Source organism: Shinella lacus, assembly GCF_010994755.1.
GTDB lineage: Bacteria > Pseudomonadota > Alphaproteobacteria > Rhizobiales > Rhizobiaceae > Shinella > Shinella lacus.
Window position 1 is genome coordinate 699823 of the sequence record NZ_WHSB02000002.1, and the last position, 19294, is coordinate 719116.

Here is a 19294-nt window from a genome sequence, read left to right on the forward strand (position 1 = left end):
TGCTCAGAACGCCGACGCGCATCGCCAATGGGCGGATGCGGACCGAGTCTTTCGACGAAAGGATGGAAAAGAGGAGGAACAGGGCGACCCGAACGAGACGCCTATTCGCCTCTCGATCGCCCACCGCAATCAGTCGAGTCTTGGGTTCAAGGCTGGTTTCCGGGCTCCAGAACCGTCCTTCCGGACACTCTCGGCGCCTTCCCAGCCTGCTTGGCCAGTGGCATTTGCCGAGATTTTGGTTCCGCTACCGTTGCGGGGGCAGCGCCGGTGTTAGACCGGCTTCCCAATTATCCATCCCGACAAAGCCGGGATAGCACCCTGAACAGGCCCAACAAACCACGCGCGGGACGAAATGACCTTCGGGAATACGACATCCTCGATAGAAGCAACGACACGGCCCGGCCTTGCGGCCGGGCCACGCGTTGTTACTGCGCAACCCGGCGCAGTTCGGCGGCGGCTGCCACCATATTGACGAGGGCGGGCTTGACCTCCTCCCATTTGCGGGTCTTCAGGCCGCAATCCGGGTTGATCCAGAGCTGGCGGTCCTGAAGGCGCTCGCGGGCGAGCGACAGGAGATCGGTCATCTCTCTCACCTCCGGCACCCGCGGCGAGTGGATGTCGTAGACGCCCGGGCCGATCTCGTTCGGATATTCGAAGTTCCGGAAGGCATCGAGCAGCTCCATCTTCGAACGCGACGTCTCGATAGAGATGACGTCCGCATCCATGGCGGCGATCGCGGAGATGATGTCGTTGAACTCCGAATAGCACATGTGGGTGTGGATCTGGGTGCCATCCGCCACACCGCTTGCGCAAAGGCGGAAGCATTCGACGGCCCAGTCGAGATAGGGCTGCCAGTCCTCGTGGCGCAGCGGCAGACCTTCGCGAAGGGCCGCTTCGTCGATCTGGATCAGCTTCGCCCCGGCCTTTTCGAGATCGACGACCTCGTCGCGGATGGCGAGCGCGATCTGGCGGCATGTTGCGCTGCGGGCGATGTCGTCACGCACGAAGGACCAGTTGAGGATCGTCACGGGGCCGGTCAGCATGCCCTTCACCGGCTTGTCGGTGAGGGACTGCGAATATTGCCACCAGCGCACCGTCATCGGGTTCGGCCGCGAGACGTCGCCGAAGATGATCGGCGGGCGGACATAGCGCGAGCCGTAGCTCTGCACCCAGGCATGCTGCGTGAAAGCGAATCCGGACAATTGCTCGCCGAAATACTGCACCATGTCGTTGCGCTCGAATTCGCCGTGCACGAGCACGTCGAGGCCGATCTCCTCCTGCCAGCGGATGGCGGTTTCCGTTTCCTTTTGCAGGAAGGTTTCGTAGTCCGCATAGCTGAGGGTGCCCTTCGCATGGGCGGAGCGTGCCTTGCGCACGTCGCTCGTCTGCGGGAACGAGCCGATCGTCGTCGTCGGGAACAGCGGCAGCCTGATCGCCGCCGACTGGATCCGGCGACGTGCTTCGAAGGCGCTTGTGCGCGTCTTCATGCTTGCGTCGATGCCGGCAATGCGGCCCTGCACCAGCGGATCGGTCACCTTCGGCGAAGTGGCGCGGGCGGCGATGGCCTGCGAGGCGTCGTCCAAGGTTTGCCGAACGGCTTCCCTGCCCTGCGCCAGGCCCTTGCCGAGCGTCGCAAGCTCGCCGAGCTTCTGCGTCGCGAAGGCAAGCCAGGTCTTGAGGTCGGCGTCGAGCGCCGCTTCGAGATCGAGGTCGATCGGCACATGCAGCAGCGAGCACGAGGCGGCGATTTCGACCGCCCCGGCGCCGCGTGCGGAGACGACCGGGGCCAGCCGATCGAGGATGGACGCGAGGTCCGCCCGCCAGATGTTGCGTCCGTCGATCACGCCGAGCGAGAGAACCTGGTCCGCACGCACGGCCTGAGCGACCGCGTCGAGCTGGTCCGGCGCGCGCGCCAGATCCACATGAAGCCCGGCGACCGGCAGTGCAGCGACTGCGGAAAGGTTGTCCGCCAGCGCACCAAAATAGGTCGTCAGCATCAGCTTCAGGCCGGGCGCGGCCCTGGCGAAGCCTTCATAGGCAACCTTGAAGGCATGGCGCTCGCCCTCGGTGAGGTCGAGCGCGAGGATCGGTTCGTCGACCTGAACCCAGTCCGCGCCTGCCTCGGCCAAACGGCGGAACAGTTCCTCGTAGACCGGCAGCAGCTTCGCCAACAGGTCGAGCGGCTTGAACGTCGACGGACGGGCCTTCGCGAGCTTGAGGAAGGTCACCGGGCCGAGCACGACCGGGCGCGTGTGGATGCCGAGCGCCTTGGCCTCCAGGAAGTGGGCGACCGGCTTCTGCGTGGTGAGGCGGAAGACCTGGTCCTCGGAGACCTCAGGCACCATGTAGTGGTAGTTCGTATCGAACCATTTGGTCATTTCGAGCGCGGGAACGCCGTGGCCGTGATGCGCATGGCCGCAATCGGCAGGACCGTCGCCCTGGCTGCCGCGTGCCATGGCGAAATACAGCGAAAGCGGCACGTCGCCGCCGTCCCAGCCATAGGCGGCGGGAATGGCGCCGACCATCGCGGCCGTATCCAGCACATGGTCGTAGAAGGAGAAATCGTTGGAGGGAATCCGCGTGATGCCCTGGTCGCGCTGAAGCGCCCAGTTTTCGGCGCGCAGTTTTTTCGCCGTTTCGAGAAGATCGGTCTCCGCAAGCTTGCCGGACCAGAAGCCTTCGAGCGCGAACTTCAGTTCACGATGGCGGCCGATGCGCGGGAAGCCGAGGGAGGCGACCGGGAGAGTTTGTTTGGACATTGTCATACCCCATTGGTTTGTGGGGGCATGGGTTGAGCGGACGCGTGCAGGCTCTGCCGTTGCCGGAGAGATGCAGCAACCACCGGGACACCCCGCCCGTGGACGTTCTGTTGCCTTGGCAGGTCTCCTGGCTCACGGGTCGTCGCCGCTGTCCGTCTTCCCAAGGCTTTCGCCTCAGTGACATTGTTGGACAGCAACTCGCCGCTCACAGTTGCGGGGGCAGCCCCGGCTTTGCCGACGGATCGACGCACCGGATTCCCTCTTAGCCCTGGGACGGAAGACCACCCCAGGGAACCACGACGACGCGACTTGGCGTGATATCACCGACGATGTCAAGTTATATAAAGAAATCTTTATGTCTTTATTTATCGCCCGACTTAACGCAGCGTGCAGTCCTCGCCCATATGTCATTGCAGCGTCGGGATGTGCGGGGTACATGCAAACCTCCCGTTACGGGAATCGGCCTCCCGCGAATCCCGTGATGCAGAAGGAACAGTCGATGCCGATAGTGCCGCGCCGGGGACCGATCGCCCTCGCCTACCGTGTCCTCGTCCTGCCGGGCGTTATCGCCTATCTCTTCGCCGTCAGCATCGTCGTGCTTGCCGGGGACCGGTTCTGGCTTGTCGACCTGCTCACCTTCGCCTGGCCCTATATCGTCGCGACCGGCGCGCTGCTCGTCGTTGCGGCCGTCGTGACGCGGCGCCTGAAGGCGATCGTGATCGCGCTTGCCGGGCTTGCCATCGCCCTCATACCGGCGGCCGACGTGCCGACCGCCCGCGCCTCCGTCGCAACCAGCGGCCTGAAGGTGCTGACGGCCAATCTCTACGTGCGCAACCGCGAGGACCCCGCCGTCTTCATCGACCTGCTGAGCCGGGAAAAGCCCGATATCGTCGTGCTGGAGGAGACCACGGCACGCTGGGAGCAGGCGTTGTCCGCCTCCGGCCTGTTCGCCTATGAAAGCAGCGTCGACACCCGCATCCGCGACAGCCTGAAGGTTTTTTCCACATTGCCGATCCGGGCCGAGACCGAGCTGAAGCGCGCCTTCACCGAGGAACGCGCCTACAAGCAGCCGCTCCGTCTCGAGCTCGACATGGGCGGCAAGCCGATCTTCCTCTATGCCTTCCACCCGGAGACGCCGCGCCGGCTGTGGCAGTGGCGCGACCGCAACGACTATCTCTCGGCCGCCGCCGACGCCGTGAAGGGTGATCTCGAAAAGGCGCCGGTCATCGTCGCCGGCGACTGGAACACGCCGACCTGGTCGCCCTTCTTCCGCAATTTTTTAAAGCAGGCCGGCCTTGCCTCCACGGCGGGCGGCTGGTTACAGCCGGTGACGCGCTTCAGCCTGAAACTCGATGCGCTTGCCTATATCGGCGCCTCGATCGACCATGTCGCCGTCTCGCCGGATATTTCCGTGCGCGCGCGCCGCGTCGGCCCGTCTTTCGGCTCGAACCACCTGCCCGTCATTGCCGAACTCACCCTGCCGGAGACTTGATGGCCTCTCGTCTCGACGGGAAAATGCCCTATCTTGGAAGAAAGCAACACGGGAGATGACGATGCCGACCGAGAAGGACAGCCCGAAGACCTCGCTGGAAGCCGAGCGCGCCCGGCAGAAGGAGAAGGACGCCAAGACCGAGCAGGACGATTATCTGGAAGAGTCGCTCGAAGAGACCTTTCCGGCAAGCGACCCGATCGCGCCCGGCGACGTGAAGGACCATGCGAAGTGAGGCAGCGATGAGCGCCCGCTTCCTGTTTACCGGCCCGGAAGACGCCTCCACCACCCTGCTTCTTGCGCATGGCAGCGGCGCGCCGATGGATTCGCCGGCGATGACGGCCGCGGCCACTGCCCTTGCGGCGGAAGGCCTGCGCGTCGCACGCTTCGAGTTTTCCTACATGGCCGCCCGGCGCAACGAGGGTAGCCGCCGGCCGCCGCCGAAGGCCGAGACGCTGAATCCGGAATTTCTCGACGCTATCGCAGAGCTCGCGGCGAAGGGGCGGCTCGTCATCGGCGGCAAGTCGATGGGCGGGCGCGTCGCCAGCATGGTGGCGGACGATCTTTTTGCCGAAGGCCGCATCGCCGGCCTGCTCTGCCTCGGCTATCCGTTCCATCCGCCGGAAAAGCCTGCGCAACTGCGCACCGCCCATCTGATGGGCCAGAAGACGCCGGCCCTGATCTGCCAGGGCACCCGCGACCCCTTCGGCACGAAGGAGGAGGTGCCGGGTTACGGCCTGCCGGACACCATCCGCGTGCTCTGGCTGGAAGACGGCGACCACGACCTCAAGCCGCGCAAGAGCCTCTCCGGCTTCTCCGCCGCGGACCACCTCGCCACCATGGCGAAGACGGTGAAGGCCTGGACGGAGACACTTGGCTAACCCCTGTTCCATGCGGAACAGCGCACAACACGGTCCCATGCGATTGTTCAGTCACTGGATGGAACGAACCATCCCAACCGAACCAGAAGGGACCCCACCATGCGCAACTTCATTCTCGCCGCCGCTGTCGCTCTTACCGCCGTCGCTTCTTTCGCCGCCCCCTCGCAGGCCGGCTATTACAGCTACGACTACCAGCCCTATTGCGTGATCAAGAAGATCAAGAGCTACGACTATTACGGCAACCTGATCATCAAACGCGTCCGCGTCTGCCACTGAGCGCTGCCCCGATCTGGGGTCGATTGGAGTGCGGCTGCCGCCGGCAGACGGCCTCACGGACGTGATGAAGCCCGGATGCGATCCTCGCATCCGGGCTTCTCTCTTTTTAGTTATTATCGACCTGACCAGCCCAGCTCTGTGTGTTGGTCTCGCCATTCAGGAACGGCAAGGCGGTGCTGACGAGCGCCGGGGCCGCGAACGTCTCGTAGTGGGTCAGGCCCGGCAGGATGGCGAGGCGGTTCTTCGCCATGTTCTCCCGCATCCAGCCGGCATCGCGCAATCCCCCGCCGAGCTTCTGGTAGAATTCGACGATGTGCTCCGGGCGGATCATGTCGCTGTCACCGAAGATCAGCATGACCGGCATGGAAAGTTTCGCCACCGCATCGGAGGCGTCGTAGTCGCCGCGCATCGCCGCACCCATGGCGTCGAGCAATTTCGGGAATTCGGAGACATCCGGCGCGACGGCGGCGTAGGATTTGTACATCGGCGTTTCCTTCATCATCTCCGCCATGGCGCCGGAAACCGCCGCCTGCTGCGGCAGCATTTCCGGGAAGAAGCCGTTCCGGGCGAAGGGCGCGGAGGCGATGACGAGGCGGCGCACCTTGTCCGGCGCCTGCGCCGCCATCTGCAACGCGACGCCGCCGCCGAAGGAATAACCAAGGACGTCGACCTTGTCGTAACCGAGCTTTTCCACCAGCTCGGCCATGTCCGCGCCAATGGCCGGGATATCGATCGGCCGGCTGCCGAGCGGCGTGCGCCCGTGGCCCTGGAGATCGACGCCGATCACCTGGCGCTTGTCCTGCAAGGTTTTCAGGTTGGCGCCGAACATCTCGATCTGGCCGAGGCCGCCATGCAGCAGCAACAGCGGCTCGCCCTCGCCGCGGATCTCGTAGTAATAGTTGATGCCGTTCACCTCCAGATGGCCCGCCTTGTCCGGCACGCCGGCCTCGCCCTGCAACGGGTTTTCCTTGATCTCCTCCGCCACGACGGCGGCCGCCGGCACGAAGGCGGCGAGGGCGGCGGTCACCAGGGTGATGATGGTCATTTTCGGCATGTCTCTCTCCTCGGGGTTCTGACCGGCAGGTCCGCCGGTTCCATGCCTCAAGGACGACGGCCCCATGCCCGCGCCGACAGGGCGGCGTGAAATTTTTTGCACAGAGCCTGATAAACGGAATCAAGCGGCTGCCGGATTGAATCCGGTTTCGCCCGCAATCAATTGAAAAGAATAGGCTATCAAGAAGTGCACGCCACCGCCGGCACGGAAGGGAACATTAACCGGCGCATGCGAACATTAGCGCAAAACCAGATACATCCGGGCAGGCCATGGCACACAGCTTTTCCTACACGCATTACGATCTCGACATGCAGCGCGGCGGCACGACGATCGAGATCACGCTCTCGGCGGTCGCCAATGTGCGCCTGATGAGCCACGCCAATTTCGACCTGTTCAAGAATGCCCGCCAGCACAAATTTTTGGGCGGCGTCGCCAAACAATCGCCGATCCGGCTGAAGATACCGGAAAACGGCCACTGGCATGTGGTGGTCGACATGGAGGGTCATACGGGCAAGGCGGAATCGTCGATCAAGATCGTGCCGCTGGCACCGCAGAAGCCGGCGCCGCGCTTCAACGCAGCGTCCTAGCCTCGTTCCTTGCGCAGCTTCGCCCACCATTCCAGCCGCTTGCGCAGCTCCCGCTCGAAGCCGCGCTCCGGCGGGTCGTAGAAGGTCCGGCGGCCCATCTTTTCCGGAAAATAGTCCTGGCCGGAAAAGGCGTCGGGCTCGTCGTGGTCGTAACGATAGCCGTCGCCGTAGCCCTCGCCCTTCATCAGCTTGGTCGGCGCGTTGAGGATGTGTTTGGGCGGCAGCAGCGAACCGTTCTCCTTCGCCGCGCGCATCGCCGATTTGTAGGCGGTATAGACGGCGTTGGATTTCGGCGCCGTCGCGATGTAGATGCAGGCCTGCGCCAGCGCCAGTTCCCCTTCCGGCGAGCCGAGGAAATCATAGGCGTCCTTCGCCGCATTGCAGACGACGAGCGCCTGCGGATCGGCCAAGCCTATATCCTCGACGGCCATGCGCACCATGCGGCGGCAGAGGAACAGAGGGTCCTCGCCGGCATCCAGCATGCGTGTCAGATAATAGAGCGAGGCATCCGGGTCCGAGCCGCGCACCGCCTTGTGCAGGGCGGAGATGAGATTGTAGTGGCCGTCCTGCGACTTGTCATAGACCGGTGCCCGGCGCTGCACGATGCGAAAGAGATCGTCCTGGCCGAAGGTTTCGTCCGCCCGCGCCGCGCGCCAGACTTCTTCCGCCAGCGTCAGCACCGCCCGCCCGTCGCCATCCGCCATGCGCAGCAGCGACATGCGCGCCTCCTCGTCGAGCGGCAGCGGCTTGCCCTCGCTCGCCTCCGCGCGCTTCAGAAGCTCCTCCAGGCTGGTTTCGTCATGCGGCTTGAAGGTCAGCACCCGGGCGCGCGAGAGAAGAGCGGCGTTGAGCTCGAAGGACGGGTTTTCCGTGGTGGCGCCGACGAGCACGATCGTGCCGTCCTCCATGACCGGCAGAAAACTGTCCTGCTGGGCGCGGTTGAAGCGGTGGATCTCGTCGACGAAGAGCAGCGTCTGGCGCCCGCCCATGCGGCGCGCGCGGGCGGCATCGAAAAGCTTCTTGAGCTCGGCGACGCCGGAAAAGATCGCCGACGTCTGCTCGAAGGCGAGACCGGTTTCGCCGGAGAGAAGCCGCGCCACCGTCGTCTTGCCGGTGCCGGGCGGCCCCCAGAAGATCATCGAGCCGAGCGAGCCCGCCTCGATCATGCGCGAGAGCACGCCATCCGGGCCGGTCAGGTGCTCCTGGCCGGAGACTTCGCCGAGCGTGCGGGGGCGCAGGCGATCGGCAAGAGGCCGCTTCGCCGCCATGTCCTCCGGTTCACGTGGGGCGAAGAGGTCGCTCATCGGAAGAACTGGCGGATGCGCTGGCCGTCACGCTCGATTTCGACGCGCCAGATGGACGGGTCCTCGTTGACGAGGGAGGCGAGATTCTCGGTGGAGGCGACCTGCGTGCCGTTCAGCTCGATGATGATATCGCGCGGCTGCAGGCCGATGCGCGCGGCCGGCGAGCCGCGATTGATTTCCGTCACGACGACGCCGGTCGTCGCCCGGTTGGTCGGCATGCGCAGCTCCTCGGCGACCCGCGGCGACAGGTTGGCGACCACGGCGCCGGAGAAGGGATTGCGGCCTTCGATCAGCCGTTCGTCGCGCGGCGTCGTTTCCGGCGCGCGGTCGAGCGAGAGCGTTAGCTCCTCTTCCTTGCCGTTGTTGACGACCGTGATGCGCGCCGTGCCGCCGATGCCGACGGTGGTGAGGCGATAGCCGAGCGCATCGGGGTGCTCGACGGACACGCCGTTGACGGCGGTGACGACCTCGCCCGCCTTCATGCCGGCCTTTTCCGCCGGGCTGCCGGCCTGCACCTGCGAAATCAGCGCGCCCCGCGCCCGCTCCAGCCCGAGCGCCTCGGCGACTTCCGAGGTGACCGCCTCGAAGGTCGCGCCGATGAACGGACGGTCGAAGCTGGCGCTGCCGTTTTCGGCGCTGGCGACGAAGGTTTTTACCAGATTGGCCGGGATGGCGAAGCCGACGCCGTTCGAGCCGCCACCGCGCGAGAAGATCGCGGTGTTGATGCCGATCAGCTCGCCGTTCATGTTGATGAGGCCGCCGCCGGAATTGCCGGGATTGATCGCGGCATCCGTCTGGATGAAGAAGCCGAAATCGCCCGAGCGGACCTGGTTGCGCGCGAGCGCCGAGACGATGCCGCTCGTCACCGTCTGGCCGACGCCGAACGGGTTGCCGATGGCGAGCACCAGGTCGCCGACCTGCACCGCGTCGCTGTCGCCGAGCGGCAGCGCCGTGAAATCGGCATCCGCCTTGATCTTCAGCACCGCGAGGTCGACGCGCTCGTCCTTGAGCACCACCGTGCTTTCATATTCGCGGCCATCCGCCAGCGCGATCTTGATGTCGCTTGCACCCTCGATCACGTGGTTGTTCGTCACCACGATGCCCTTGGAGCCGACGATGACGCCCGAGCCGAGCGACGACTGCTTTTCGCTGCGGTTCGGCATGCGCTGGCCGAAGAACTCCTCGAAGAAGGGATCGCCTTCGAAGATCGAGCGGCGCTCGACGACGCGCTCGGCATAGACGTTCACGACGGCGTTCTCGACCTGCTTGACGAGCGGCGCGAAGGAGAGTTGCATTTCCGTGCGCGACTGCGGCACGGTGCGCTCCTCAGCGGTTGCGGGCGTGACCAACGCGAGCGCAACGACGAGCGGGGCGGCAAGCAGGATGCGGACTTTCGGCATGGACGAGTCTCCTTCGTGTCTGCGCCACGATCAGATAGGATTTCGCAGGAAAAAAGGCAAACTGCGCCGCGCCGGACCGAATGATGGGCGTCACGCGCAACGCACGAAAAAGTGGTCGCCGGAAATCTTTTGCGGCCGTTGAAACAACACGAGCCTTGTTTACGTAGGAACCAGGGAAAGCAACCAACAGATCGAGCCCCCACCATGTCCTTCTACCGTCCGCCCCGCGTCCCCGCCTCGCAGATCACGCCGGAACACTGTTTCCTCAGCCGCCGCTCCTTTCTCGCCGCAGCGGCGGGTGGGGCACTGGCGGCGGCAGGTTCGGCCGCTTTCGCAGCGCCGCTGACCGCGTCCAAAAGCCAATATATGGTCGATGAGACGCTGACGCCCGAAAAGGACGTGACCAGCTATAACAATTTCTACGAATTCGGCACGGGCAAGGGCGACCCGGTGGCCAACGCCACGGACTTCAAGGCGACGCCCTGGACGGTGAAGGTCGACGGCCTCGTCGGCAAGCCGAAGGAATTCGGGCTGGAAGAGCTGCTGGCCCTGCCGCTCGAAGAGCGCGTCTACCGCATGCGCTGCGTCGAAGCCTGGTCGATGGTGATCCCCTGGATCGGCTTTCCGCTTGCGGCCCTCCTCGACAAGGTGGAGCCGCTGGGTGACGCGAAATACGTCGCCTTCGAAACGGTCGTGCGGCCGGAGGAAATGCCGGGCCAGTCCGGCTTCTTCCAGCCGCTTCCCTGGCCCTATGTCGAGGGCCTGCGGCTCGATGAGGCCCGCCATCCGCTGGCGATCCTCGCCGTCGGCGTCTATGGCAAGACGCTGCCCAACCAGAACGGTGCGCCGATCCGCCTCGTCGTGCCGTGGAAATATGGCTTCAAGGGCATCAAGTCGATCGTCCGGATCACCCTCACCGACAAGCAGCCGCCCTCCACCTGGAACCTCTCCGCCTCGAACGAATACGGCTTCTACGCCAACGTCAATCCGGAGGTGGACCACCCGCGCTGGAGCCAGGCAAGCGAGAACCGCATCGGCGAAGGCGGCTTCTTCGGCGCGAACCGCCGCCCGACGCTGCCCTTCAACGGCTATGCCGAGGAGGTCGCAGGCCTCTATTCCGGCATGGACCTTCGGGCGAATTTCTGATGGCCGGCCTGCCCGCCCTGCCCCGTAAATATCACGCGGCGTCGATCTGGCTGCTTTATGCTGTAGGCCTCCTGCCGGCGGCCTATGGCTTCTATCTCGGCGCGACAGGCCGCCTGCCCGGCAATCCGGTCAAGGAGTTCGAACACCTGCTCGGCCTGTGGGCGCTGCGTTTCCTCGTCTTAGCGCTCGCCATCTCGCCGATCCGCGATCTCTTCGGAATCAACTGGGTGCGTTACCGGCGCGCACTCGGATTGCTCGCCTTCTGGTACGTGCTGATGCACTTCCTGACGTATATGGTGCTCGACCAGTACCTGAATTTCGCGGCCATCATCACCGACATCGCCAAACGGCCGTTCATCACCATCGGCATGGCAGCTTTCGTGATGCTGATCCCGCTGGCGCTGACCTCGAACAACTGGTCCATCCGAAAGCTCGGGCCGCGCTGGGTCAGGCTGCATAAGCTCGTCTACATCATCGCAGCCTGCGGCGCGCTGCACTTCGCCATGGCGGTGAAGGTCGTGGGGCCGGAGCAATGGCTCTATATCGTCCTCGTGCTCCTGCTTCTCGCCTATCGATTGATACGGCCGATGCTGCGCGGGAAGAAGCGGGCAAGGCCGCAGGCGACCAGCGTTCGCGGGCAGGAACGCTCGGCCTAGCCGAAGCCATTCATTATACGACGAAGAGCTTCGGCCCTGCCTGCGGCGATCCCTCCGCGACGCTGCTGACGACCCGGTTGCGGCCGTTGCTTTTGGCGAGGTAGAGCAGCCTGTCGGCGCGGCTGATCGCATCATGGATGCTGTGATCGCCAGCAGCCGTCACGGCCACGCCGAAGCTGGCGGTAATCGAGTGGTCGATGCCGATGCCGCTCAGGTCACGCTCGGACAGCGCGATGCGGACGGTGTTGGCGAGCGTATGGGCGTCCTGCAAGCGGCAGTTCGGCAGGTGGGCAATGAACTCCTCGCCGCCGAAGCGGGCCACGGCAACACCCGGCCAGGAGAGCGTGCGCAGCAGGGCGGCCACCTCCCGGATGGCCTCGTCGCCTGCGGCATGGCCGAAGCGGTCATTGATCGACTTGAACCAGTCGATGTCGGCAACGATGATGGCGGCCTCGCCCTTTGCGGTGCGTGCATTCTGGCCGATGAACTGCTCGAAGCCCCGGCGATTGAGAAGGCCGGTCAGCGGATCTTCCTCCGCCGCCTTGCGGTGCCCCTCGACAATGCGCAGCGCGACCGATGCAAGCGCCGTCAGGGCCGTCAGCAGCGCGCCGATGGTCGCCGTGATCTGCATGACGAACGCGTAGGACGAACCGATGAATTCGTCCATCGCCAGCGTGCCGGCCATGATGAAGAAGATCACCGTGCGCACGGACGTCTCCAGCACCACGAACCCCACTGCACCGAACAGCGCGCGATCGATCCAGCTGCTCGAACGGCGCCACGAGGATGCCATCGCGACCAGCAGCAGGGCGCAGCAGGCGACATCGCTGATGAAGAGCTCGAAGCGCAGGCTCTCTGCGGCGAGAACCGCGTAGCCGATGCCGGCATAGGCTAGCGCGGCCATGGCAAGACGCGCGGCCACAAGGCGGGGCGCGTCGAAGTGGGTGACGAGCGCGTGGCCGTAGAGGAGGAAAGCGCAAAGGAAAGCGGCATCCGCCGTCATCGCCACCACGAAGACCGGCGCGACGGCTTGCAGAAGCGGCGCGAGGAAGCCGATCGCGGCGCAGAGGTAACCCGCGCCCCAGAACAAGGCGGCGCGATTGCCGAAGCGCGCCACGACGAGAAATGCGACGCCAAACAGGGTGAGAACCATCGGCAGCAGATATGCGAAATTCTCGGCCATCACTCAAACTCGATTAAACTCCGCCAGAACTTTAAATCCCGGGGCTAAAGACAATCCGTAGGAATATGCTTTCCAAAATCTTTCCTGCGGATTTTGACGGCGCGCCAGGCGTTAACCGCCACCCCCACGCGCCTACCACCAATGAGATATTCCGGACGACGGATGGATAGCTGGCGCGAAAGAAACGAGCGATCCATCCTGCCGCGATGGAAACGCTCGAAAACCAGCGCACCTTCTGGAACACCTGGAACGCCGACAACCGGGAAGACCGGATCAGCGAGGTCTCGCGACGCCAGGCGGAAGTCGTCACCGGCTGGCTCGACGAGCAGCCGGGCCGCAACCTCGATATCCTGGAAGTGGGCTGCGGCACGGGCTGGTTCTGCCCGCAACTCTCCCGGTATGGCCGGGTCATCGGCACGGACCTTTCCGACGACGTGCTGCGACGGGCGCAGGCGCGCTGGCCCGGTGTCGGCTTCATCGCCGGCGATTTCGCGACGATGCCGTTTGCGGACGCCAGCTTCGACGTCATCGTCAGCCTGGAAGTGCTCTCCCATGTCGCCGACCAGGAGGCCTTCGTCGCCCGCATCGCCCAGCTTCTGCGCCCCGGCGGCCTGCTGCTGCTTGCCACCCAGAACAGGACCGTGCTCAGCACCCATTGCAAGATACCGCCGCCTGCCCCCGGACAGCTACGGAACTGGGTGGACCGGTGGCAGCTCGACGCGTTGCTCCGGCCGCATTTCAACGTCGAAAACCTCGTCTCGGTCACGCCCATTGCCCACAAGGGGGTTCGCCACATCCTCGCCGGCCGGAGGCTGAATGCCCTTCTCGGGCCGGCCGTCGGCCACGCATGGCGCACCATCATGGAACGGCGCGACTGGGGCTGGACGCTGATGGCGCGGGCGCGAAAGCCGAAATAGCCGCAAAGAAAAAGGCCGGGGACATGCCCCGGCCTTTTTTATTCAATCCCGTAAACCGGCGATCAGGCTGCTTCGGCCTGCGCTTCGGCTTCCGTGCGGGCGAGGTCCTTCGCGCCCTTTGCGGAAGCGTCGCGGTCAACGAATTCGATGACGGCGAGCGGAGCGTTGTCGCCACGACGGTAGCCGGCCTTCATGATGCGAAGGTAGCCGCCATTGCGGGTGGCGTAACGGGTTGCGATGGCGTCGAACAGCTTGGCGACGACGGCAACGTCACGGATCTGCGAGATCGCCTGGCGGCGAGCGTGCAGGTCGCCGCGCTTGCCGAGGGTGACGAGCTTCTCGACGATCGGGCGAATTTCCTTCGCCTTCGGCAGCGTGGTGACGATCTGCTCATGTTCGATGAGCGAGGCAGCCATGTTGGCGAACATCGCCTTGCGGTGGCTGGCAGTACGGTTGAGTTTGCGGCCCGAATTCTGGTGGCGCATCTCGGTTCTCCTTCACATGCAGGCTGAAAACCTGCCGTTTGATGGTTAATATTGGTCTTCGTAACGCTTTGCGAGATCTTCGATGTTCTCAGGCGGCCATGCCGGCACTTCCATGCCGAGGTGCAGGCCCATGGAAGCGAGAACTTCCTTGATTTCGTTCAGCGACTTGCGACCAAAATTCGGGGTGCGAAGCATTTCGGCTTCGGTCTTCTGAATGAGATCGCCAATGTAGACGATGTTGTCGTTCTTCAGGCAGTTCGCCGAACGGACGGAAAGTTCCAGTTCGTCGACCTTCTTGAGGAGCGCCGGGTTAAAGGCGAGCTCGGTGACCGACTCTTCTTCGGCTTCCTTCTGCGGTTCGTCGAAGTTGACGAAGACCGAGAGCTGGTCCTGAAGAATGCGGGCCGCGAACGCGATCGCATCTTCGCCGGTGACGGAGCCGTCGGTCTCGATGGACATCGTCAGCTTGTCATAGTCGAGAACCTGGCCTTCGCGGGTGTTTTCCACCTTGTAGGACACTTTCTTGACAGGCGAGTAGAGGCTGTCGACCGGGATGAGGCCGATCGGCGCGTCTTCGGAACGGTTGCGGTCGGCGGGCACATAGCCCTTGCCGTTGTTGACCGTGAACTCCATGCGGATTTCGGCGCCCTCGTCGAGGGTGCAGATCACATGGTTGGGGTTCAGGATCTCGATGTCGCCGACCGTCTGGATGTCACCAGCCGTTACGACGCCCGGACCCTGCTTGCGCACGACCATACGCTTGGAATCGTCGCCATCCATCTTGATGGCGATTTCCTTGATGTTAAGCACGATGTCGGTCACGTCTTCGCGGACACCCGGGATCGACGAGAACTCGTGTAGCACGCCGTCGATCTGCACGGCGGTAACAGCCGCACCGCGCAGCGACGACAGGAGAACGCGACGCAGCGCGTTGCCGAGCGTCAGGCCAAAGCCCCGCTCCAGCGGCTCGGCAACAAGGCTTGCCTTGGTGCGGCCGGAGGAGGAGAACTCCACCTTGTTCGGCTTGATCAGTTCCTGCCAGTTTTTCTGGATCATATGTTTTGCCTTCCGTTCGCCGCCACCATCCAATCGTGACGGCCGAGCCCTGAAGATCCGCGAAAGCCGGAAACCGGCTTCCGCAGCAATTCGAATGCGATGATCAGACGCGGCGCTTCTTGCGCGGGCGGCAACCGTTGTGCGGGATCGGGGTCACGTCGCGGATCGACGTGATCATGAAGCCGGCAGCCTGGAGGGCGCGCAGAGCCGATTCACGGCCGGAACCCGGACCGCAGACTTCGACTTCCAGCGACTTCATGCCGTGTTCCTGGGCCTTCTTGGCGCAGTCTTCGGCAGCGATCTGGGCAGCAAACGGGGTCGACTTGCGCGAACCCTTGAAGCCCTTTGCACCGGCCGACGACCAGGCAATGGCGTTGCCCTGTGCATCGGTGATGGTGATCATCGTGTTGTTGAACGAAGAATTGACGTGAGCAACACCCGAGGTGATGTTCTTGCGTTCGCGACGGCGGACGCGTGCGGCTTCCTTGGCCATGGATAGTCCTTTCGTTGATCTCGACACCGCCGTAGTTCCAGCGGCTCCACCGGGCGGAGGCTTGGCCCCTGCCCTGAATAAAATTTGCACACCGGCCCTAGGGCGTCGCGTGCGGCGATATCGTCACTGCCGTAGTGCCAGCAGCTCCACCGACCGGGACAAAGGCTTGGCGCCAAGCCCCGCTCGAAACTCAAAAGAGGCCGGCGCGACGCGCCAGCCTCCCGTTCCCCGTTTCCGGGAAATTACTTCTTCTTGCCTGCAATGGCCTTCGCCGGGCCCTTGCGGGTACGGGCGTTGGTGTGCGTGCGCTGACCGCGGACCGGAAGGCCACGACGGTGACGCAGACCACGGTAGCAACCGAGGTCCATGAGACGCTTGATGTTCATCGAGGTCTCGCGACGCAGGTCGCCTTCGACCTGGTAGTCGCGGTCGATGGCTTCGCGGATCTGCAGGATTTCTGCGTCCGTCAGCTGGTGAACGCGACGATCAGCCGGGATACCGACCTTCTCGATGATTTCCTGTGCAAACTTCGGGCCGATCCCGTGAATGTAACGCAGCGCGATGACAACGCGCTTCGCAGTCGGGATGTTGACGCCAGCGATACGTGCCACGCCTGTTCTCCTTGCTTCCAGTTGCCATCCGGCAAGTGGTCTTCTTCATTTGAAGCGGCTCCAAAGCCGCGTCGCTCAGTTGATGTCCGTGACACGTCGAAAGCGACCGCACCCGGACTTCGTTCTTGGAAGTCCGCGCCGATCGCAATGGTATGTCGCGAGTTGGCGCTGTCATAAGGGGGAATCGGCTAAAAAGTCAACTCCCCGGCAGATCCTTTTTCGGATTCCGGGCTGCAAAGCAACCGCTTCACACTTTTCCCGGAATTGCTCCTATCAGGCGTTCTCCAGGATTCCGGCAATCTCTGCCGTCACCACGTCGACATTGGCCATGCCGTCGACCGTCTGGAGCTTGCCGGTCGATGCGTAGTAGCTCGACAGCGGCGCGGTCTTTTCGCGGTATTCCGTCAAGCGGCGCTTGAAGGCTTCCGGATTGTCGTCGGAGCGAACCGTGCCGCCGGCGGCGACCGTTTCGGCCACGCGATTCTCCATGCGCTTGACCAGCGCATCCTCATCGACCTTCAGCTCGATGACGGCGTCGAGCGCGATGCCCTTGCCGGCGAGGATCCGGTCGAGGGCTTCGGCCTGCGGAACCGTGCGCGGGTACCCGTCGAGGATGAAGCCCTTGGCACAGTCGGCCGAATCGATTCGGTCGGACACGATCTCGTTGACGATGGCGTCGGAAACGAGCTGGCCGGCGTCCATGACGGCCTTCGCGCGTTTGCCGACATCCGTGCCGGCGGCAACGGCCGCCCGCAGCATGTCACCCGTGGAAAGCTGCGGAATACCGTGCCTCTCCGTCAGGAGCTTGGCTTGCGTTCCCTTGCCAGCGCCCGGCGGCCCCAGAAAAATCAGTCTCATCGTCCCCTCTTTCCTCCACGCAGCTTCGACTTCTTGATCAGCCCCTCATACTGCTGAGCAATCAGGTGACCCTGAATCTGTGCTACAGTATCAAGGGTCACGCTGACAACAATCAAAAGCGACGTACCACCAAGGTAGAACGGCACACCTGTCTGAGCGATGAGAATTTCGGGAAGAATGCAGACGAACATCAGGTAGGCCGCGCCGATCACCGTAATGCGGGTCAGCACGTAGTCGATGTATTCCGCGGTGCGTTCGCCCGGACGGATGCCCGGAATGAAGCCGCCATGCTTCTTCAGATTGTCGGCCGTATCCTTCGGATTGAAGACGATGGCCGTGTAGAAGAAGGCGAAGAAGGCGATCATGCCCGCATAGAGCAGCATGTAGAGCGGCTGGCCATGGCCAAGGGCGGCGATGATGGCGGTCGCCCAGGTCGGCAGCTCGGCGGTGTTCGAGAAGCCTGCGAGCGTTGCCGGCAGCAGCAGCAGCGAGGATGCGAAGATCGCCGGGATGACGCCTGCGGTGTTGAGCTTCAGCGGCAGGTGCGACGTATCGCCCTGGAACATTCGGTTGCCCACCTGTCGCTTCGGATACTGGATCAGAAGCCGGCGCTGGGCGCGTTCCACGAAGACGATGAGCGCGATGACGACGACAGCCATGACGACGACGGCGAGAATCACGCCGATCGACAGAGCGCCGGTGCGGCCGAGTTCGAGGGTTCCGGCGAGTGCGCCCGGAAGGGCGGCGACGATGCCGGCGAAGATGATCAGCGAAATACCGTTGCCGATGCCGCGCGAGGTGATCTGTTCACCCAGCCACATCAGGAACATCGTGCCGCCGAGCAGCGAGATGACGGTGGAGATGCGGAAGAACCAGCCCGGATCGTTGACCAGCCCTGCCCCGCTTTCGAGGCCCACCGCGATGCCATAGGCCTGCAGCGTGCCGAGCAGCACCGTGCCGTAGCGGGTGTACTGGTTGATGATCTTGCGGCCCTGTTCGCCTTCCTTCTTCAGCTGTTCCAGCGAGGGAACGACCGAGGTCATCAGCTGCACGATGATCGACGCGGAAATGTACGGCATGATGCCGAGTGCGAAGATCGCCATGCGCTCGACGGCGCCGCCGGAGAACATGTTGAAGAGGCCGAGAATGCCGCTGGACTGGCCCTGGAAGGCCTGGGCGAAGGCATCGGGATTGAGGCCCGGCAACGGGATATAGGTGCCGAGGCGATAGACGAGCAGCGCGCCCAGCGTGAACCAGAGACGCTTCTTCAGATCTTCCGCCTTGGCGAAAGTCGAGAAGTTGAGATTAGAGGCAAGTTGTTCCGCTGCCGAAGCCATGCATTTCTCCGCGAAGCCGATCCGGCGGCGGGGAGCCCGGCCAGGTCCGGAATGGCTGATCCGTTTGGCATAGGCGCCCGGCCCTCCTCGGACCGTTTGCTCATGCTGAAATTCGTCGTGCCCGTCTGCCGTTGCGGCAAACTCGGCGGATGGAGCCTAAACCGGTTGAAACGCGGATTGTCAAGCAATCCCGGCCTCACCCTGGTTTTAAATTCCGGACAACAGCGGGATGGGGTTCCCGGCCGTCGCTGTGAGGCTCACATATGGGAGCAAAATCGCCCGGTGTGAAGCACACCGGGCGAAGATTTCGTCGAATTATTCAGCGGCTTCCGCAGCTGCAAGAAGCAGCTTGATCGAGCCGCCGGCCTTTTCGATCTTCTCGATGGCGGGCTTGGAGGCGCCGGCGACTTCGAAGGTCACCTTGGCCGTCAGTTCGCCGTCAGCGAGGATGCGAACGCCGTCCTTGACGCGGCGGATAACGCCAGCGGCCTTGAGAGCGGCTGCGTCAACCGTTGCCTTGCCGTCAAGCTTGCCGGCGTCGATGGCGACCTGGATGCGGCCCAGCGACACGATGGCGAAGTCGGACGAGAAGATGTTGTTGAAGCCGCGCTTCGGCAGGCGACGGTAGATGGGCATCTGACCGCCTTCGAAGCCGTTGATGGCCACACCCGAACGTGCCTTCTGACCCTTCACACCGCGGCCGCCGGTCTTGCCGGAGCCCGAACCGATACCGCGACCTACGCGCTTACGGTTCTTGGTAGAGCCTTCGTTGTCCTTGATTTCATTGAGCTTCATGATCTAT

At 63.8% G+C, this 19294-nt stretch carries 20 protein-coding genes and 2 riboswitches; of the genes, 8 read left to right on the plus strand and 12 right to left on the minus strand.

All coding sequences use genetic code 11. The features are described 5' to 3' along the window. Positions 1–133: 133 nt before the first annotated feature. Positions 134–336: riboswitch (cobalamin riboswitch) on the minus strand. Positions 337–425: 89 nt separating this feature from the next. After that, complete coding sequence (gene metE, locus GB927_RS07950) at positions 426–2759, minus strand: 5-methyltetrahydropteroyltriglutamate--homocysteine S-methyltransferase (protein ID WP_256116131.1); 2334 nt, start codon at positions 2757–2759, stop codon at positions 426–428. A 100-nt stretch (positions 2760–2859) separates the two neighbouring features. Beyond that, a riboswitch (cobalamin riboswitch) is annotated at positions 2860–3073 on the minus strand. 185 nt (positions 3074–3258) lie between these two features. Here metE and GB927_RS07955 point away from each other — a divergent pair. The 4 genes from GB927_RS07955 to GB927_RS07970 all read left to right on the plus strand — a co-directional run bounded on the left by GB927_RS07955 (position 3259) and on the right by GB927_RS07970 (position 5405). Then, positions 3259–4251 carry an endonuclease/exonuclease/phosphatase family protein gene (locus GB927_RS07955; RefSeq protein WP_256116132.1) on the plus strand — a complete coding sequence of 331 codons (993 nt, stop codon included), beginning with the start codon at positions 3259–3261 and terminating at the stop codon, positions 4249–4251. Positions 4252–4312: 61 nt separating this feature from the next. After that, complete coding sequence (locus tag GB927_RS07960; RefSeq protein WP_256116133.1) at positions 4313–4483, plus strand: hypothetical protein; 171 nt, start codon at positions 4313–4315, stop codon at positions 4481–4483. 7 nt (positions 4484–4490) lie between these two features. Then, entirely contained in the window at positions 4491–5129 is a 639-nt protein-coding gene (locus GB927_RS07965) for an alpha/beta hydrolase family protein (RefSeq protein WP_256116134.1), read from the plus strand. A 99-nt stretch (positions 5130–5228) separates the two neighbouring features. Continuing rightward, on the plus strand, positions 5229–5405 hold the full coding sequence (locus GB927_RS07970) for a hypothetical protein (protein WP_256116135.1): 177 nt from the start codon (positions 5229–5231) through the stop codon (positions 5403–5405). Between the two features lie 106 nt (positions 5406–5511). On the opposite strand, the gene GB927_RS07975 is transcribed toward GB927_RS07970, so the two are convergent. Then, the gene (locus tag GB927_RS07975; protein WP_256116136.1) at positions 5512–6459 is read right to left on the minus strand and encodes an alpha/beta fold hydrolase; all 948 of its coding nucleotides are present in this window, start codon (positions 6457–6459) and stop codon (positions 5512–5514) included. A gap of 269 nt (positions 6460–6728) precedes the next feature. On the opposite strand from GB927_RS07975, the gene GB927_RS07980 reads away from it, so the two are divergent. Next, positions 6729–7046: a DUF1883 domain-containing protein gene (locus GB927_RS07980; RefSeq protein ID WP_256116137.1), complete on the plus strand. Its 318-nt coding sequence runs from the start codon at positions 6729–6731 to the stop codon at positions 7044–7046. On the opposite strand, the gene GB927_RS07985 is transcribed toward GB927_RS07980, so the two are convergent. Then, positions 7043–8350 (minus strand): replication-associated recombination protein A, encoded by a 1308-nt coding sequence (locus GB927_RS07985; protein ID WP_256116138.1) that lies wholly within the window; start codon positions 8348–8350, stop codon positions 7043–7045. The two genes, GB927_RS07980 and GB927_RS07985, sit on opposite strands and share 4 nt — an antisense overlap. Then, a complete protein-coding gene (locus tag GB927_RS07990) occupies positions 8347–9750 on the minus strand; it encodes a DegQ family serine endoprotease (protein WP_256116139.1) in 1404 nt (467 codons plus the stop codon). The genes GB927_RS07985 and GB927_RS07990 overlap by 4 nt, the downstream gene beginning before the upstream one ends. Before the next feature lie 204 nt (positions 9751–9954). Here GB927_RS07990 and msrP point away from each other — a divergent pair, with 204 nt between their 5' ends. Both msrP and msrQ read left to right on the plus strand, forming a co-directional pair. Then, entirely contained in the window at positions 9955–10896 is a 942-nt protein-coding gene (gene msrP, locus GB927_RS07995; protein ID WP_256116140.1) for a protein-methionine-sulfoxide reductase catalytic subunit MsrP, read from the plus strand. Next, positions 10896–11552 (plus strand): protein-methionine-sulfoxide reductase heme-binding subunit MsrQ, encoded by a 657-nt coding sequence (msrQ, locus tag GB927_RS08000; RefSeq protein WP_256116141.1) that lies wholly within the window; start codon positions 10896–10898, stop codon positions 11550–11552. Before msrP ends, msrQ begins: the two co-directional genes overlap by 1 nt. Before the next feature lie 13 nt (positions 11553–11565). On the opposite strand, the gene GB927_RS08005 is transcribed toward msrQ, so the two are convergent. After that, on the minus strand, positions 11566–12735 hold the full coding sequence (locus tag GB927_RS08005) for a GGDEF domain-containing protein (RefSeq protein ID WP_256116142.1): 1170 nt from the start codon (positions 12733–12735) through the stop codon (positions 11566–11568). Between the two features lie 206 nt (positions 12736–12941). Between GB927_RS08005 and GB927_RS08010 the strand changes: the two genes are divergently transcribed. Beyond that, positions 12942–13652 carry a class I SAM-dependent methyltransferase gene (locus GB927_RS08010; protein ID WP_256116143.1) on the plus strand — a complete coding sequence of 237 codons (711 nt, stop codon included), beginning with the start codon at positions 12942–12944 and terminating at the stop codon, positions 13650–13652. A 62-nt stretch (positions 13653–13714) separates the two neighbouring features. Here GB927_RS08010 and rplQ read toward each other — a convergent pair whose 3' ends face one another. The 7 genes from rplQ to rplO form a co-directional block, all read right to left on the minus strand. Beyond that, the gene (gene rplQ, locus GB927_RS08015; RefSeq protein WP_256116144.1) at positions 13715–14137 is read right to left on the minus strand and encodes a 50S ribosomal protein L17; all 423 of its coding nucleotides are present in this window, start codon (positions 14135–14137) and stop codon (positions 13715–13717) included. Between the two features lie 45 nt (positions 14138–14182). Then, complete coding sequence (locus GB927_RS08020) at positions 14183–15193, minus strand: DNA-directed RNA polymerase subunit alpha (RefSeq protein ID WP_256116145.1); 1011 nt, start codon at positions 15191–15193, stop codon at positions 14183–14185. 103 nt (positions 15194–15296) lie between these two features. After that, positions 15297–15686: a 30S ribosomal protein S11 gene (gene rpsK / locus GB927_RS08025; RefSeq protein ID WP_023513823.1), complete on the minus strand. Its 390-nt coding sequence runs from the start codon at positions 15684–15686 to the stop codon at positions 15297–15299. 242 nt (positions 15687–15928) lie between these two features. Then, on the minus strand, positions 15929–16297 hold the full coding sequence (gene rpsM / locus GB927_RS08030) for a 30S ribosomal protein S13 (protein ID WP_064329867.1): 369 nt from the start codon (positions 16295–16297) through the stop codon (positions 15929–15931). Positions 16298–16570: 273 nt separating this feature from the next. After that, the gene (locus GB927_RS08035; RefSeq protein ID WP_256116146.1) at positions 16571–17155 is read right to left on the minus strand and encodes an adenylate kinase; all 585 of its coding nucleotides are present in this window, start codon (positions 17153–17155) and stop codon (positions 16571–16573) included. Beyond that, the gene (gene secY / locus GB927_RS08040; protein WP_256116147.1) at positions 17152–18492 is read right to left on the minus strand and encodes a preprotein translocase subunit SecY; all 1341 of its coding nucleotides are present in this window, start codon (positions 18490–18492) and stop codon (positions 17152–17154) included. Before secY ends, GB927_RS08035 begins: the two co-directional genes overlap by 4 nt. 315 nt (positions 18493–18807) lie before the next feature. Next, positions 18808–19287 carry a 50S ribosomal protein L15 gene (gene rplO / locus GB927_RS08045; protein ID WP_256116148.1) on the minus strand — a complete coding sequence of 160 codons (480 nt, stop codon included), beginning with the start codon at positions 19285–19287 and terminating at the stop codon, positions 18808–18810. Positions 19288–19294 lie beyond the last annotated feature (7 nt).

What these genes read in the sequence shown, in the direction of transcription:
- GB927_RS07980 (WP_256116137.1), top strand. Translation starts at nt 6,729, where the DNA reads ATGGCACACAGCTTTTCCTACACGCATTACGATCTCGACATGCAGCGC.
- GB927_RS07985 (WP_256116138.1), bottom strand. Translation starts at nt 8,350, where the DNA reads ATGAGCGACCTCTTCGCCCCACGTGAACCGGAGGACATGGCGGCGAAG.
- rpsK (WP_023513823.1), bottom strand. Translation starts at nt 15,686, where the DNA reads ATGGCCAAGGAAGCCGCACGCGTCCGCCGTCGCGAACGCAAGAACATC.
- GB927_RS08020 (WP_256116145.1), bottom strand. Translation starts at nt 15,193, where the DNA reads ATGATCCAGAAAAACTGGCAGGAACTGATCAAGCCGAACAAGGTGGAG.
- msrQ (WP_256116141.1), top strand. Translation starts at nt 10,896, where the DNA reads ATGGCCGGCCTGCCCGCCCTGCCCCGTAAATATCACGCGGCGTCGATC.
- secY (WP_256116147.1), bottom strand. Translation starts at nt 18,492, where the DNA reads ATGGCTTCGGCAGCGGAACAACTTGCCTCTAATCTCAACTTCTCGACT.
- GB927_RS07975 (WP_256116136.1), bottom strand. Translation starts at nt 6,459, where the DNA reads ATGCCGAAAATGACCATCATCACCCTGGTGACCGCCGCCCTCGCCGCC.
- GB927_RS08005 (WP_256116142.1), bottom strand. Translation starts at nt 12,735, where the DNA reads ATGGCCGAGAATTTCGCATATCTGCTGCCGATGGTTCTCACCCTGTTT.
- msrP (WP_256116140.1), top strand. Translation starts at nt 9,955, where the DNA reads ATGTCCTTCTACCGTCCGCCCCGCGTCCCCGCCTCGCAGATCACGCCG.
- GB927_RS07970 (WP_256116135.1), top strand. Translation starts at nt 5,229, where the DNA reads ATGCGCAACTTCATTCTCGCCGCCGCTGTCGCTCTTACCGCCGTCGCT.
- GB927_RS08035 (WP_256116146.1), bottom strand. Translation starts at nt 17,155, where the DNA reads ATGAGACTGATTTTTCTGGGGCCGCCGGGCGCTGGCAAGGGAACGCAA.
- GB927_RS07990 (WP_256116139.1), bottom strand. Translation starts at nt 9,750, where the DNA reads ATGCCGAAAGTCCGCATCCTGCTTGCCGCCCCGCTCGTCGTTGCGCTC.
- GB927_RS07955 (WP_256116132.1), top strand. Translation starts at nt 3,259, where the DNA reads ATGCCGATAGTGCCGCGCCGGGGACCGATCGCCCTCGCCTACCGTGTC.
- GB927_RS08010 (WP_256116143.1), top strand. Translation starts at nt 12,942, where the DNA reads ATGGAAACGCTCGAAAACCAGCGCACCTTCTGGAACACCTGGAACGCC.
- metE (WP_256116131.1), bottom strand. Translation starts at nt 2,759, where the DNA reads ATGTCCAAACAAACTCTCCCGGTCGCCTCCCTCGGCTTCCCGCGCATC.
- rplO (WP_256116148.1), bottom strand. Translation starts at nt 19,287, where the DNA reads ATGAAGCTCAATGAAATCAAGGACAACGAAGGCTCTACCAAGAACCGT.
- GB927_RS07960 (WP_256116133.1), top strand. Translation starts at nt 4,313, where the DNA reads ATGCCGACCGAGAAGGACAGCCCGAAGACCTCGCTGGAAGCCGAGCGC.
- rplQ (WP_256116144.1), bottom strand. Translation starts at nt 14,137, where the DNA reads ATGCGCCACCAGAATTCGGGCCGCAAACTCAACCGTACTGCCAGCCAC.
- GB927_RS07965 (WP_256116134.1), top strand. Translation starts at nt 4,491, where the DNA reads ATGAGCGCCCGCTTCCTGTTTACCGGCCCGGAAGACGCCTCCACCACC.